Source organism: Enterobacter sp. BNK-22, assembly GCF_048684805.1.
GTDB lineage: Bacteria > Pseudomonadota > Gammaproteobacteria > Enterobacterales > Enterobacteriaceae > Enterobacter > Enterobacter quasiroggenkampii.
On the sequence record NZ_JBLQTT010000001.1, the window covers coordinates 1354045 to 1367284 of the forward strand.

The following is a 13240-nucleotide window of genomic DNA, read 5'->3' on the forward strand; positions in this document are numbered from 1 at the left end:
GCTATTAAGGAGTGGATATGTCGCAGACGTTACCGGGAATTGATGTCATGTTCGTCGCCGGGTTCGGGCCCATTTCACAGGATACAGCGTCCAGCACCGCGTTTTATATCCAGACTCTCGGACTGCCGCTGAAGCCGATGGAGGGTAATGCCGATTATCTGCTCACTGAAGAGGGACGCTTACCGGGCGTGAAGCATTTTGCCGTCTGGCCGCTGTCACAGGCGGCAACGTCCTGTTTTGGTGAAGCGCAGTGGCCCGTGGAGCATCCGATACCGCAGGGATGGATTGAATACGAGGTGCAGGATCTCGATTCCGCTACCCGTTTTCTGAGTGAAAAAGGCTATCGGTTGTTGGTCGCCAACCGCACGGAACCGTGGGGGCAAACCGTCACTCGCCTGCTCAGCCCGGAAGGTTTACTGACCGGTCTGACGATTACGCCGTGGCTGCGTGGATAGAGGATGTTATAAGGTGCTGGCTTATATCACGATAGGGACAAATGACTTTCAGCGCGCCGTGAACTTTTATGACGCTATTTTTAACGTGCTGGGCTATTCACGTCTGCCCGCCTGGACTGATAGCTGGGCAATGTGGGGAAACGAAAATCATCCGGATGACGAATTTAGCTTCTGCATTTGTCCTCCTTTTGACCAGCAACCCGCGACGGCGGGAAACGGGACAATGTTCGCATTCAGAGCCGATAACGCGGAAATTGTCAGACGCTTCCATGCAGCGGGCCTTCTTGCGGGAGGAAAGGATGAAGGCGTGCCCGGTACACGAACCGCCTACGGCCCCGATTTTTATGTTGCCTATCTTCGCGATCCTGACGGGCATAAACTGGCATGCGTTTACCGGAATTATTCACCTGATGCGGATACGCTCTCAGGAGAGGAAGAGTCACGTCACTAATAAAGTTTTAAAGTATGGTCCGCTTTTAGCGAAGAGCGGACCTAAAGAACTTGTGTCAAACATCTGACGATTGATCCCCCACCAGGTTTCAAAAGGACCGGTAGACACCCCGTCTCCTGCGGAGAGATCACTTCAGCTCCAGCATGCTTATCACATGGGCAATATCCGCGATATCACCAGCTGACAATGGTTGCAGAGGTCGAGGCAGGCAATCCATGTCGGTAAGCCCAAGCACACCAGCAGCAGCGGCAATAACGCGAATACTTCCGCCATGTTTCCGGAAGAGCGACCACAACGGCTCAAGGCGGGTTGTCAGGGCTGTAACGCGTTGATGATCGTTTGCCGCCGCAGCTTCGGTGATTTGTTTCGCCATCTCAGGGAACAGACCGCCACACACGGAATACCACACTTCACAACCGGCGTTTAATCCCAGCCCCGCATAAGCGTCGCCACTAATACCGATTGTTACGCCAGGGCGCAAATGTTGACGTAACGCATTCACCCGCTCAATCGCTGCAGCGGGGCTATCCGGGACGCCAGGGATCTTGACCGAGCGAACCCCCTCAAGTGAGGAGAGACGACCGTGGAGTTCATCCGTAAAGGTAAAATGCGTAGTGCCCGGATTATCATAGATACACACCGGTACAGAAACGTGCCGGGTAACGGTCTCAAAGAGTGAGAAGACTTCTTCGTCACGGAGTGGCTGGTAACTGACCGCCGGGAGTAACAGCGCATTCGCACCAGCTGCCTGTGCATCATCTGCCAGATGCAGAATGGCATCGGTACTGACCGCTCCCACACACACCATAACGGGGATGTTCCCTGCATGCTGTTTTGCCAGCGTTGCTACGCGCTTGCGCTGCTCCCGGGTCAGATAGGCGTAGCTTCCGGTTGACCCCAGGATGCCCATAGAATCAACCCGAGCGTCTGTAAGACGGGAAAGAATATGGCTGAAACCCTTTTCATCCACGCCGCTGGCAGTGACTGGGGTTAATGGAAACGCCGACAAACCGGTAAACATAACTGTTTCTCCTGAAGGGTATTACTGCTGTTGTTCTTCGATGAGAGCAACTTCAAACCACAGACCGGGCATCATTTTTTCCAGGCCGTCGGTCAGCATCTTCCCGGCTTCGTGAAGTCTATCCAGCGGCATCTGCGGGAGACTCTCCAGAATGAACCACATTTCCTGAGCTTCCACGCCTAAGCGGGTTCTGATCCCCTGTCGCCAGTTCCAGCGACGGCAGGTCACGCCGATATCATCACACCAGATAACCTCGCCTTGTGAAGGATACTCAACGGTGGCCTCTCCCTCTTTGACGGTATCAAAAGGCTCTGTTCCTTTTGCCACAGTCAGACGCGGCGCCCCCTGATAGGCAGAGAGATTCTCTCCACCAACCGGAACGGCATAGCGGAGACTAACGGCATTATAAAGATCAACGATAGGATCGAGCGCTGGCATCGTTCCGTCACGTAACACGCGCTTGCGTAACGCATCCGCTGAGCAAGGAGTGCGTTTAGGTTTAGCACCAAACTTTTGAAAAACGTCGGCCCATGCCGCCAGATGAGAGTCCGCCCACTCTGGTTCACCGGCCAGAACGGCTTCACAGGCTTCACGCAGCGCCATTTCTCCAGTGTCGGGATTAAGCACTGGCGCAGCTTTTACGCAGATGCTGAGTGCCCGAAAACCGGGAGCAATACGATAAATTTCAGGGGCAATTGACGGCGATACTGTTAGCACGTGATAATCCTGTAATGACCAATTTATTCCATGATAATGACCAATGACCAAAAAAGTCAATTTAATGACCGATGCAAATTCGATCGCCAGTTCCGTGAATGAAGCCGTATCGCAGCGAATAAAACTGTATCGTAAGCAAAAGAAAATCTCCCTTGATGAACTCTCGCGTCGGGCAGGCGTCAGCAAGGGAGCGCTGGTTGAGATAGAGGGATGCCGGGCGAATCCCAGCATTGCCCTGCTATGCCGCCTGGCTGCCGCAATGGGGGTTTCAGTGGCTGATTTTGTGGATGTCAGTTCAAAACCGACCGTGCATCTCATCGCTGAAGATGAGATCCCTGAATTGTGGGAAGGTGAAAAAGGCGGGAGAGCAAGATTGCTCGCAGGGTCGGGTGGCCCTGATATGACCGAGCTCTGGATGTGGGAAATGCAGCCGGGGGAAAAGTTTGCGTCCCCCGGCCACACGGAAGGAACGCTTGAACTGTTTTATGTGCAGTCGGGCACGCTCACACTCGGCGTACAGGAACACGTGTATCGGGTAAATACTGGCTGTTCGGCAACCGCCAGAACGGACGTTCCTCATTTCTATGAAAACCAGGGGGAGAACCCGCTGGTATTTATCATGACAGTACATGAAAAAGCATCCTGAGCATTCCCCGGCATAGAGGACAGCCCTGTGCCTCATCACAAGTAGCCCAAAAGGAGGAGTTCGGTGAATAATCAGCATCTGCGTTTTACCAAAGACAAATTTATTGTCACAACCGATCCCAGCTTTTTTCAGCTGGAAGCCATTCACGATTACCTCTCGCAATCGTCCTGGGCTCCTGGTATTGATGATGAAACGGTCAGGATATCAATCCAGAACAGCCTTTGTTTCGCGCTCCTGGATGGAACAAGACAAATCGGCTTCGCCCGTCTGGTCACAGACTATGCCACTTTTGGTTATTTGTGTGACGTCTACGTGCTGAACGATTATCAGAAAAGTGGTCTTGGACGTTGGCTGATTGAATGCTGTCATGCCCATCCATTGTTGTCACGTCTGCGACGGATAATGCTGGTAACCGACAGCGCGCCATGGTTATACCAGAAGCTGGGGTATAACCCATTGAACCGACCAGATTTTGTCTGGCAAATCAATCGACCCGATATTTATCGTAACCCCGGGCAAAAATGAAAGTACTTTTCAGAGAGTAATGATAAATGTGAATCCGCAGGGCCTGTCACTCTGATGCAGAAGAATTTGCTCTTTTAGCCGAACGAATCTTACGACATCCGCTTCTGGCACTGAGCGGATTTGCTAACTGAGCTAAAGGTCCGCTGTGAGTGAGAAGCAAACATCTTAAGTAGGTTGTTCTTTTATGCTACTACCTCTATGTAGCCATGTTATATGGCTACATTTATGCAGAAGTAAGGATTAGTCTTTTCCCGGCCCATAATTAAATTTTGTCCCTTTGCCAATGGCGTAAAACTGTCCGCCAGCAACGTAATGGACAGTACGTAATTCATCTGGTGCATCATCAAAAATCCAGTGCCCATTTTTGAAAACGCGGTCATCACTCCATGCTCCGACAATTTCCCCCATGAACAAGTTGTGCTGCTTTTCATTTTCTTCATTGGGTATGACCTTACATACTAACCAGCCAGCGCAACCTTCCACTAAAGGCAGATCAAACTCTTTCTGATAAAATAGTGGGATTTTACTATTTTTATCGGGTGTGTCGGAATAACTGTGACCTCCAGCATATAAAACCATTTCCATCTGATTTACTACTGGGATCTGTACAACGTAATATCCGCTTTTTTCTACAAGCCCGCGAGTAAATGCCTGTGGACCTATAAAAGCCATCACTTTGTTATTGCCTACTAATCCCACCCAGGCCGCTGCCATGACATTTTCAATGCCATCATTTTTAGCCGATATCATCGTCGTTGGCCCGACCTGTAATAAACGATAGGCTTTGTTTAACTCTACTGGTTGAATTGACATAGTTTACTCTTTTGAGTTCTGATAAAAAGTAAGACAGGTTACTTATTTGATTGTTCTATTATATGGCTGGAATAGTTGCAAATTAATTGCTATTATCAAAATACATTATTGCAGATTTCACAATAATCATGGACAAACTTGACGCTCTAAAATTTTTTATCATCGCCTCTGAGACCTTGAACTTCCGCGAAGCAGCCATCAAGCTGTCGGTTTCACCATCAGTAGTAACCCGAACAGTCGCTGAGCTGGAGAAACAACTTGGTGAACCTTTATTCAAACGCAATACGCGTTCGATCTTTCTCACTAGTTTCGGCGAACTATTTTTACCCCAAGCGAAGCGACTGCTTGAAGATTCTGAAAAACTATTTCAGACAGGGAAAGATGATAATGACATGAAGGGTATTGTTCGTATCACATTACTTCGATTTCCAAATCATGAACAAATCTTGTATGAACTATTGACTGCACTACGTCCCTATCCTGAGTTATTTATCGACTGGCGTTTAGATATGATGAAACTTGATACTATTGAGCATCGTATCGATATAGGTATACGCGTAGGGCGAGAACCTAATCCAAACTTTATCATTAAAAATATCGGACAAGTTGAACATATTTTGGTTACATCCCCTGAACTTATTGAGCGACTGGGAGCACCTACTGATTTAGAAGATCTTCGACAGCGTTATCCATTTAGTGGTTTAATTAATCCTGAAACGGGAAAATCATTTGAGTTTATGAGTGACGCAGTAAATACTTTTGTCCCTCGTCATATTGAGTTTTATACTACAGATCCATATGCCGAAATTCAGGCTGCATTGGCCGGGAGAACGGTTGTACAGTCCAGCGACTTTATCTGTAGGGAGTACTTAGCAAGCGGCCAACTTGTTCCCCCATTGCCAGAACTGCGACAGGAGAAATGGCAATTTTATTTATATCGGCCTTACCAGCTGATTACTCCCAAAAGGGTGACGGTCGTTTTCTCGTTATTAGAAAAAATATTACGCAAATATTTCGCATCAAAATAACATTCTCCTCGACGTCCGCATCTGGCACAGAGCGGACATCAGAATATCGGCTATCCCCGACAAACAGATGGCTCTAGCGACAAAAACACTCACCTTCCCAGTGCCGCAACAATTGCCCCCTCCATTTTCTCGGGCGTAGTCATCGGTGCAAAGCGCTTGAGGGGTTTACCGTCACGGCCGATCAGAAATTTAGTAAAGTTCCACTTAATCCGCCCACCCAGCACGCCAGACAATTCGTCTTTCAGATAACGAAAAATCGGATGTGCTGCGGCACCGTTAACCTCGACTTTCTCGAACATGGGAAAGCTGACGCCGTAGTTAATGTAACAGGTCTTTGAGATGTCGTCGGCTCCGCCAGGCTCCTGCTTACCGAACTGGTTGCAGGGGAAGCCAAGCACCACCAGCCCTTGATCGGCATATTTTTTAAACAGTGCTTCAAGACCCGCATACTGGGGCGTAAAGCCGCACTGGCTGGCCGTATTTACAACCAGAACCACCTTACCCGCATAGTCGGACATAGAGATCGGTCGGCCATCAAGGCTGGTAGCGGTAAATTCGTAAAAGCGCGTCATCTGTATGGTCCCTGTTCTGCTTAATCGAGAGGTGGATACAAAAATACGAGGTTCATGACTGACATTCCAGAGCTTCGCGTGTGGGCCCCTGAAAATAGACGGTACCAATATGGCAGCTGCGGGGCTGAGTGAGCACAAAACGCACCGTTTCCCAGACAGATCGTCCATTCATTAAGCGCTCCCCCATTCGTGAGCGATCGTCGACAAGCGCGTCTAACCCGGTAAGTTCAAAATCGGGTGGATACAAGCCGGTCACCCTTATATTTTCCCGGGACAATTGTTTTGACAGTTTGGTGATAAAGCCGCTCATTCCATGTTTGCTGGCAAAAAAAGCGGGATGGGCAATGGAATCTGTAAAGTTCGGAATACCGCATGCGGATATAATCGCAATGATGTCTGCGCCGTCTGAACGTCGCAATCCTGAAAGCAGCGCCTGGGTGAGCAGGATTGAACCTGTCAGGCCTGAACTGACGGTATTGACGATTTCTGTGCTCGATTGTTCGTCTATAGTCCCTGACAGCCACTGAGCAGCATTCAGTAGTAAAATATCGATTGGCCTGTCTGCATGTAAGACCTGCGAAGAGAACTGAGAAACGGATTCCGGCTGGGCTAAATCGCAAAGATACCCTCTTGCCACACCCCCTTCAGCCGCGATGAGGGCGCAGGTTTTTTCTATATCTTCGACCCGACGGGCGCTAAAATCCACGTCAACGCCCTCTCGCGCCAGCCAGACGCACAGCGCCTGACCAAATCCCCCGCCGCCACCCGTGATAACAGCGCGTTTTCCTCTCAGCATAACTCTGCGTCCTTTATCGTGATGAGTCTGTGTCGGAGGATTTATAGCATGACGGGGCGGGGTAACATCTTCCCGTTAGTGCCGTGGCGCGAACTTCCCGTCCTACACCGCCGACTTCGGCCGTAAATTCTCGTCAAACGTCAGCCGTTTCCGTTCAGGCTCAACCTCGCGCAGCGGCTCGACCTGGTGCATAGTGAGCTTGCAGCGCTCAACCAGTACCTGGTATTCCCGCGTGCCCTGCTGCTTCCAGGCCAGCTCCTGCTCGCTCAGCTCACGGATCGCCCTGGCCGGGCTGCCGATGATCAAATGGTTGGCAGGCATCTCTGCTTTGGCCTTCACGAACGCCGCCGCGCCGACGATGCTGTTTTCACCAATGACCGCCCCGTCCATCACGACCGCGTTCATGCCCACCAGCGCATTGCGGCGGATCACGCAGCCGTGAAGAATGGCGCTGTGGCCGATGTGCCCGTCCTCTTCCACCACCGTGTCCTGCTCCGGGAAACCGTGCATCACGCAGTTATCCTGAATGTTCGCCCCGTCTTTCACCACGATACGGCCAAAATCACCGCGCAGGCTGGCATTGGGACCGACGTAAACGCCTTTGCCCAGAATCACGTCACCAATGAGCACCGCTGTGGGATGAACGTAGCTCTCGTCCGGCACGACCGGCGTCAGGCCGTCAATTTGATAAACAGGCATCTTCCCTCCTTATGCGCTTGTAAGACCACCAAAGCGTTGATAGTAGAGCGTGCCGGGCACGGGCAGTTCGCCGACAGAGGTTTCGCCCTTCTCGCTGACAAACGCCAGCGCCCCCGGCGCGACACGCTGATAGATATTAATGCAGAGCTGTCGGGCGCTTTGTCCCGCCCAGTGCGCAGGCAGTAACTCTTCCGGCAGCAGCGGGTCCTTCAGCACCACGCGACGATAAAAGTGAATCAGCAGCAGCTGGATCTGGAAGCAGCGTTCCGGCGTCAGCTCCTCCGGCGCGGCCTCTTTCAGCAGCGGCAGCAGCGGCCGGAATGAGCTGATAAACGACTCGTACATCGCGTTTTGCTCGGTTAACTGCCAGCACTCTTCTACGCGTGAACGCAGCGCGGCGCGCGAGAGCGCCAGCGGCGAGTGGGCTTCAAAGAAAATCACGTTTTCCGCCACGCCGGCATCGTGAAGCAGGGACTGCACGTCCGCCAGATGCTGTGACGGCGAGGCCATCAGGCTCGGCGCCAGCGTGCCAAACCCCTGCCAGATCAGCTGCTTTTTAACGTCGGCCAGGGTGGTTTTATCCAACCCCTCGGAGAGCAGCAATAACCATTTACCGTCCCAGGCGGGCAGTTCCGCGCGGTAGATCTTATTCTCCGCGCGACGCGTCAGACGCAGCCCCTTATCGCTCAGGCGGTAAAAGCTGCGTCGCCCGATGCGCGAGACGTCCAACCAGCCCTCTTTGTTGAGGCGAAACAGCGCGGTACGCACGAACCGTTCGCCAAACCCCATGCCTTCCAGTAAGGCAGCCAGGCTGCCGAGCCAAATCTCACCGCCGCGATGGGAAAGCGCGTCACCGTATAACGAGGAGATAAGCGAGGTCCCGCTGACGGGAACAGAGCTGACCGCGTGCTGGATAAAGGCGTCGAGTTTATTCATGTGATTCATTCTGTTGTTATTTTTGTCCTGGATGAATCATAGCATAGGACCCTCACCCTGACCCTCTCCCCAGAGGGGAGAGGGGAAAATGCCACACCGAGCAGTCCCTTCGCCCTTTCTGAGGAGGCAAAAGACCGCACCGTACCGTCCCTTCTCCCCTTCGGGGAGAAGGCCAGGATGAGGGGGGTGTTGTTTTAACCGTTGGCCGCAACTTTACGCAGGTCAAACACCCGGCAGGCTTTGCCCTCCGAGCGCGGGATGCTGCCGCAGTTCACGATTGTCACGTCGGTGGAAATCCCCACCATCGACTTAATACGGTGGCGCAGCTGGTGGCACACCTGGCAACGCTGCTCGTGGGTCAGCGTCAGGCTGCTCTCTTTCAGCTCCACCTTCACGGAAAGTGAATCAAGATGTCCGCGACGATTCACCTCAAGCTGGTAGTGCGGAGAAAGGTGTTCGAACTTCACTATTTCCTCTTCCAGCTGCGACGGGAAGACGTTGACGCCGCGAATGATCAGCATATCGTCGCTGCGGCCGCTGATGCGGTCCATACGGCGCATGCTGCGCGCGGTTGCCGGGAGCAGACGCGTCAGGTCGCGGGTGCGGTAGCGGATCACCGGCAGCGCCTCTTTGGTCAGCGTGGTGAACAGCAGTTCGCCCTGCTGGCCGTCATCCAGCGGCGTGCCGTCGTTCGGGTTGACGATCTCCGGGTAGAAATGATCTTCCCAGATGGTCGGGCCGTCGACGGTTTCGATACACTCCATCGCCACGCCCGGCCCCATCACTTCGGAGAGGCCATAGATGTCCAGGGCCGTAATGCCTAAGCGTTTTTCAATTTCACGGCGCATGGCCTGCGTCCACGGCTCGGCGCCGAAGACGCCCACGCGCAGGGAACAGGTGCTGGCATCGCCGCCCATCTGACGTTCCAGCTCCTCAATCAGGTTGAGGCAGTAGGATGGCGTCACCATGATCATGTCCGGCTGGAAATCGCGGATCAGCTGCGCCTGTTTCTCCGTCTGGCCGCCGGACATCGGGATCACCGTCGCGCCTAAGCGCTCGGCGCCGTAGTGCGCCCCCAGCCCGCCGGTAAACAGGCCATAGCCATACGCCACGTGAATTTTGTCCTTCGCGCTGCCGCCCGCGGCGCGCAGGGACCGGGCCACCAGGTTGGCCCAGTTATCAATGTCGCCTTGCGTGTAGCCGACCACCGTCGGTTTGCCGGTGGTGCCGGATGACGCGTGAATGCGCACCACCTGCTCCATCGGCACGGCGAAGGTATCGAACGGATAGTTATCCCGCAGATCCTGCTTGGTGGTGCACGGGAACTTACGGATATCCGCCAGCTCTTTGAAATCGTCAGGATGAACGCCCGCAGCATCAAACTTGCGTTTGTACATCGGCACGTTGTTATAGGCGTGATGCAGCGTCCATTTCAGACGCGTGGTCTGCAGCGCCTGTAACTCGTCAAGGGAGGCCGTTTCAATCGGATCAAGCTTTGTTGTATTTGTCATTGTAGGGTACTCACATTGTTTTTATGCTCAAACACGCTCAAGGATCATGGCAATGCCCTGACCCACACCGATGCACATCGTACACAGCGCGTAGCGCCCGCCGCGTCGGTGCAGTTCGTTACTCGCGGCCAGCGCCAGCCTGGCGCCGCTCATGCCCAGCGGGTGGCCCAGCGCAATCGCGCCACCGTTCGGGTTGACGTGCGCGGCATCATCCGGCAGGCCCAGCTGACGCAGCACGCCCAACGTCTGCGCGGCGAAAGCTTCGTTAAGCTCAATGACGTCCATATCGTGAATACTGAGTCCGGCGCGCTCCAGCACCCTGCGGGTGGCCGGTACCGGGCCGAGCCCCATCAGACGTGGCTCCACGCCCGCCGTCGCCATCGCCACGATCCGCGTGCGAGGAACTACCCCCTGCGCCAGCGCCATCTTCTCGCTGGCGACGATCAGCGCCGCCGCGCCGTCGTTAACCCCGGAGGCATTTCCGGCCGTGATCACCCCGTTCTTACGGAACGGCGTTTTCAGCCCGGCAAGCTGTTCGAGCGTGGTGTCCGCGCGCGGATGTTCATCCACGCTGAACTCAGTGATCGCCCCTTTTTTACCCGGCACCGGCACCGGGACAATCTCCTGCGCCAGAACGCCGTTCTGCTGCGCCTGCGCGGTACGCTGCTGGCTGCGCAGCGCGAAGGCGTCCTGATCGGCACGGCTGATATTTAACAATTCAGCTACATTCTCTGCCGTTTCCGGCATACTGTCAGTTCCGAATTGCTGATGCATGAGCGGATTCACAAATCGCCAGCCGATGGTGGTATCGAAGATCTCCGCCTGTCGCTGAAACGCCGCGGTAGCTTTGCCCATCACAAACGGCGCGCGGGACATCGACTCCACGCCGCCCGCAATCAGCAGGTCGCCGTCGCCCGCCTTAATGGCGCGCGCGGCAAAACCAATCGCGTCCAGCCCCGACCCGCACAGGCGGTTAATGGTGGTTCCGGACACCGTCTGCGGCAGCCCGGCCAGCAGCGACGACATACGCGCCACGTTGCGGTTATCTTCACCCGCCTGGTTCGCGCAGCCGAAGATCACGTCGTCAATCCGCTCCAGATCGAGCTGCGGATAGCGGGCCAGCAGCGCGCGCAGCGGCACGGCACCGAGATCGTCAGTTCGAACAGCGGAAAGCGCGCCACCGTAGCGGCCCACCGGGGTTCGAACGCCATCACAAATAAATGCGTCACGCATCAGGCCTCTCCTGTCACGCTGCCGCCGATGCGGTGAGATTTTCCGCGAAAAAGGGCGACGGTTTTCTGTTGTTGGTTTTGGATTTCAATGTCATACACGCCGGTCAGCTTGCCCTGATGCTTCACCCGCGCGGTGGCGGTGAGCGTGTCCCCGGCTAAGCCCGGACGCAGAAAGTCAATCGAGCAGCCGGAGGCTACCGCCGCCAGCCCCTGGCTGTTGCAGGCGTAGGCAAAAGCGGTGTCCGCCAGCGAAAACAGCTGGCCGCCGTGGCAGGTTTTATGGCCGTTCAGCATCTGCGGGGTGATGGTCATGGTCACTACCGCGTAGCCCTCGTCCATCTCGACAATGTCCATCCCCATCGCCTGCGCGCAGGCGTCCCGTTCGTACATGGTGCGGGCGTTATGCCAGGCGTTATGACTCATAGCTACTCTCCAGAAGCGCACGCTGGCGCAGCAGTGAACAGGGGCGATAGCGCTCTTCGCCGTAATGACGCTGCAGGTTCTCCAGCAGCGTCAGCAGGCGCTGCCAGCCCAGACGCTCGCCCCAGGCGATCGGCCCGCTCGGGTAGTTCACGCCCAGGCGCATGGCCGTGTCGATGTCCTTCTCGCTGGCGACGCCTTTTTGCAGGGCATCCAGCGCCTCGTTGGCAATCATCGCCAGCGTCCGCCAGATCAGCAGGCCGGGATAATCGGCAATTTGCACCACCCGATGCCCCTGCTGCTGCAGGTAGCGGATGGCTTTTTGCGTCGCGGTATACGGGTTGCTGGAGGCAGCGGCAATGACCGCCACGTCACGCTCAATGCGGTCGACCACCACCACCGGGCCGTTGAGCCGCAGCGCCAGCGCCTGCGCGGTCTCGCCCTGCGTTTCAACCAGATAGACATCATCTATTTCCGTGACACCGTCACGTCTTTTTTCCACGCGCATCGGGCTATAGCTGTCGTTCACCGACTCAACCCACTGCACGTCAGGTTTGTCACCCTGCCAGTCGTACACGCCCTTCCCGCTCTTTTTGCCCAGCCTTCCTGCCAGCACCAGTTCCTGCTGAACCAGCGAAGGCAGAAAACGACGCTCCTGCCAGAAGGCGTTAAATACCGAGCAGGTCACCGCAAAGTTGACGTCCTGACCAATCATGTCGGTCAGCTCCAGCGGCCCCATCGGGAAGCCGCCACCTTCACGCAGGGCGGCGTCAATCACCTCCGGCGGAGCGACCTGTTCCTCCAGCGCGCGCCAGGCTTCGGAATAGAACGGACGCGCGACGCGGTTGACGATGAACCCCGGCGTTGACTGGCAGCGAACGGGCTGTTTGCCCCAGTTCAGCGCCAGCTCGCACAGTGCGTCGGCCACTTCCGGGGAGGTCGTCAGCCCGCTGACCACCTCCACCAGCTTCATGACCGGCGCCGGGTTAAAGAAATGCAGGCCTGCGACGCGTTCCGGGTGGTGGACGTCCGCCGCAATCGCCGTGACGGAGATGGAAGAGGTATTGCTGGTCAGCACCGTCTGCGGCGGGCAGATCTCCGCCAACTGCGCAAACAACGCCTTTTTCACCTCCAGCCGCTCGGAGGCCGCTTCAATCACCAGATCGGCCGCGGAGAGCGCGTCGATATCGGTGACGGGAACCAGCCGGGCAAGGATTTGGCTGCCGGCATCGGCGGAGAGCTTTCCGCGCGTTACCCGGGAGGCCAGACGCTGGCGGATCCCGTCGATGGCGCGTGATATCGCATCGCTGGAGATGTCGTAGATCAGCACCGGATGACCGTGGCTGGCCGCCACTTCGGCAATGCCGGCGCCCATCGTGCCGCTTCCGATCACGGCGACAGTCCGTATGTTCAGCATC

16 protein-coding genes are annotated in these 13240 nt (G+C 55.3%); 5 read left to right on the top strand and 11 right to left on the bottom strand.

The window, feature by feature from the left end:
* Window positions 1-17 precede the first annotated feature (17 nt).
* Entirely contained in the window at window positions 18-455 is a 438-nt protein-coding gene (locus ACMGGE_RS06195) for a VOC family protein (RefSeq protein WP_420293533.1), read from the top strand.
* Window positions 456-468: 13 nt separating this feature from the next.
* Window positions 469-906 carry a VOC family protein gene (locus ACMGGE_RS06200; RefSeq protein ID WP_167210429.1) on the top strand — a complete coding sequence of 146 codons (438 nt, stop codon included), beginning with the start codon at window positions 469-471 and terminating at the stop codon, window positions 904-906.
* 127 nt (window positions 907-1033) lie between these two features.
* Here ACMGGE_RS06200 and ACMGGE_RS06205 read toward each other — a convergent pair whose 3' ends face one another.
* Complete coding sequence (locus ACMGGE_RS06205) at window positions 1034-1927, bottom strand: dihydrodipicolinate synthase family protein (RefSeq protein WP_104948653.1); 894 nt, start codon at window positions 1925-1927, stop codon at window positions 1034-1036.
* A gap of 21 nt (window positions 1928-1948) precedes the next feature.
* Entirely contained in the window at window positions 1949-2644 is a 696-nt protein-coding gene (locus ACMGGE_RS06210) for a B3/4 domain-containing protein (protein WP_045910441.1), read from the bottom strand.
* A gap of 43 nt (window positions 2645-2687) precedes the next feature.
* Here ACMGGE_RS06210 and ACMGGE_RS06215 point away from each other — a divergent pair, with 43 nt between their 5' ends.
* Together ACMGGE_RS06215 and ACMGGE_RS06220 are read left to right on the top strand one after the other, a co-directional pair.
* Window positions 2688-3290 (top strand): helix-turn-helix domain-containing protein, encoded by a 603-nt coding sequence (locus ACMGGE_RS06215; RefSeq protein WP_045910440.1) that lies wholly within the window; start codon window positions 2688-2690, stop codon window positions 3288-3290.
* Window positions 3291-3353: 63 nt separating this feature from the next.
* The gene (locus ACMGGE_RS06220; RefSeq protein WP_420293534.1) at window positions 3354-3815 is read left to right on the top strand and encodes a GNAT family N-acetyltransferase; all 462 of its coding nucleotides are present in this window, start codon (window positions 3354-3356) and stop codon (window positions 3813-3815) included.
* Window positions 3816-4055: 240 nt separating this feature from the next.
* Here ACMGGE_RS06220 and ACMGGE_RS06225 read toward each other — a convergent pair whose 3' ends face one another.
* Window positions 4056-4628: a flavin reductase family protein gene (locus ACMGGE_RS06225; RefSeq protein ID WP_021241342.1), complete on the bottom strand. Its 573-nt coding sequence runs from the start codon at window positions 4626-4628 to the stop codon at window positions 4056-4058.
* A gap of 128 nt (window positions 4629-4756) precedes the next feature.
* Here ACMGGE_RS06225 and ACMGGE_RS06230 point away from each other — a divergent pair, with 128 nt between their 5' ends.
* Window positions 4757-5656 (top strand): LysR family transcriptional regulator, encoded by a 900-nt coding sequence (locus ACMGGE_RS06230; RefSeq protein WP_045910623.1) that lies wholly within the window; start codon window positions 4757-4759, stop codon window positions 5654-5656.
* 89 nt (window positions 5657-5745) lie between these two features.
* Here ACMGGE_RS06230 and ACMGGE_RS06235 read toward each other — a convergent pair whose 3' ends face one another.
* From ACMGGE_RS06235 to paaH, 8 genes are all read right to left on the bottom strand, one after another.
* Entirely contained in the window at window positions 5746-6228 is a 483-nt protein-coding gene (locus ACMGGE_RS06235) for a glutathione peroxidase (RefSeq protein WP_111966744.1), read from the bottom strand.
* A 52-nt stretch (window positions 6229-6280) separates the two neighbouring features.
* Window positions 6281-7024, bottom strand: a complete 744-nt coding sequence (locus tag ACMGGE_RS06240; RefSeq protein WP_111966745.1) for an SDR family oxidoreductase — start codon at window positions 7022-7024, stop codon at window positions 6281-6283.
* A 102-nt stretch (window positions 7025-7126) separates the two neighbouring features.
* Window positions 7127-7723, bottom strand: a complete 597-nt coding sequence (paaY, locus tag ACMGGE_RS06245; protein WP_039025627.1) for a phenylacetic acid degradation protein PaaY — start codon at window positions 7721-7723, stop codon at window positions 7127-7129.
* Window positions 7724-7732: 9 nt separating this feature from the next.
* Complete coding sequence (gene paaX, locus ACMGGE_RS06250; protein ID WP_028016008.1) at window positions 7733-8668, bottom strand: phenylacetic acid degradation operon negative regulatory protein PaaX; 936 nt, start codon at window positions 8666-8668, stop codon at window positions 7733-7735.
* A 185-nt stretch (window positions 8669-8853) separates the two neighbouring features.
* Entirely contained in the window at window positions 8854-10170 is a 1317-nt protein-coding gene (gene paaK, locus ACMGGE_RS06255; protein WP_032651719.1) for a phenylacetate--CoA ligase PaaK, read from the bottom strand.
* A 27-nt stretch (window positions 10171-10197) separates the two neighbouring features.
* Entirely contained in the window at window positions 10198-11403 is a 1206-nt protein-coding gene (gene pcaF, locus ACMGGE_RS06260; RefSeq protein ID WP_420293535.1) for a 3-oxoadipyl-CoA thiolase, read from the bottom strand.
* A complete protein-coding gene (gene paaI / locus ACMGGE_RS06265; RefSeq protein ID WP_420293536.1) occupies window positions 11403-11825 on the bottom strand; it encodes a hydroxyphenylacetyl-CoA thioesterase PaaI in 423 nt (140 codons plus the stop codon). The genes pcaF and paaI overlap by 1 nt, the downstream gene beginning before the upstream one ends.
* Complete coding sequence (paaH, locus tag ACMGGE_RS06270) at window positions 11815-13239, bottom strand: 3-hydroxyacyl-CoA dehydrogenase PaaH (RefSeq protein WP_420293537.1); 1425 nt, start codon at window positions 13237-13239, stop codon at window positions 11815-11817. The genes paaI and paaH overlap by 11 nt, the downstream gene beginning before the upstream one ends.
* Between the last annotated feature and the right edge of the window lies 1 nt (window position 13240).

What these genes read in the sequence shown, in the direction of transcription:
- ACMGGE_RS06195 (WP_420293533.1), top strand. Translation starts at nt 18, where the DNA reads ATGTCGCAGACGTTACCGGGAATTGATGTCATGTTCGTCGCCGGGTTC.
- ACMGGE_RS06205 (WP_104948653.1), bottom strand. Translation starts at nt 1,927, where the DNA reads ATGTTTACCGGTTTGTCGGCGTTTCCATTAACCCCAGTCACTGCCAGC.
- ACMGGE_RS06215 (WP_045910440.1), top strand. Translation starts at nt 2,688, where the DNA reads ATGACCAAAAAAGTCAATTTAATGACCGATGCAAATTCGATCGCCAGT.
- ACMGGE_RS06225 (WP_021241342.1), bottom strand. Translation starts at nt 4,628, where the DNA reads ATGTCAATTCAACCAGTAGAGTTAAACAAAGCCTATCGTTTATTACAG.
- ACMGGE_RS06230 (WP_045910623.1), top strand. Translation starts at nt 4,757, where the DNA reads ATGGACAAACTTGACGCTCTAAAATTTTTTATCATCGCCTCTGAGACC.
- ACMGGE_RS06235 (WP_111966744.1), bottom strand. Translation starts at nt 6,228, where the DNA reads ATGACGCGCTTTTACGAATTTACCGCTACCAGCCTTGATGGCCGACCG.
- ACMGGE_RS06240 (WP_111966745.1), bottom strand. Translation starts at nt 7,024, where the DNA reads ATGCTGAGAGGAAAACGCGCTGTTATCACGGGTGGCGGCGGGGGATTT.
- paaY (WP_039025627.1), bottom strand. Translation starts at nt 7,723, where the DNA reads ATGCCTGTTTATCAAATTGACGGCCTGACGCCGGTCGTGCCGGACGAG.
- paaX (WP_028016008.1), bottom strand. Translation starts at nt 8,668, where the DNA reads ATGAATCACATGAATAAACTCGACGCCTTTATCCAGCACGCGGTCAGC.
- paaK (WP_032651719.1), bottom strand. Translation starts at nt 10,170, where the DNA reads ATGACAAATACAACAAAGCTTGATCCGATTGAAACGGCCTCCCTTGAC.
- pcaF (WP_420293535.1), bottom strand. Translation starts at nt 11,403, where the DNA reads ATGCGTGACGCATTTATTTGTGATGGCGTTCGAACCCCGGTGGGCCGC.
- paaI (WP_420293536.1), bottom strand. Translation starts at nt 11,825, where the DNA reads ATGAGTCATAACGCCTGGCATAACGCCCGCACCATGTACGAACGGGAC.
- paaH (WP_420293537.1), bottom strand. Translation starts at nt 13,239, where the DNA reads ATGCTGAACATACGGACTGTCGCCGTGATCGGAAGCGGCACGATGGGC.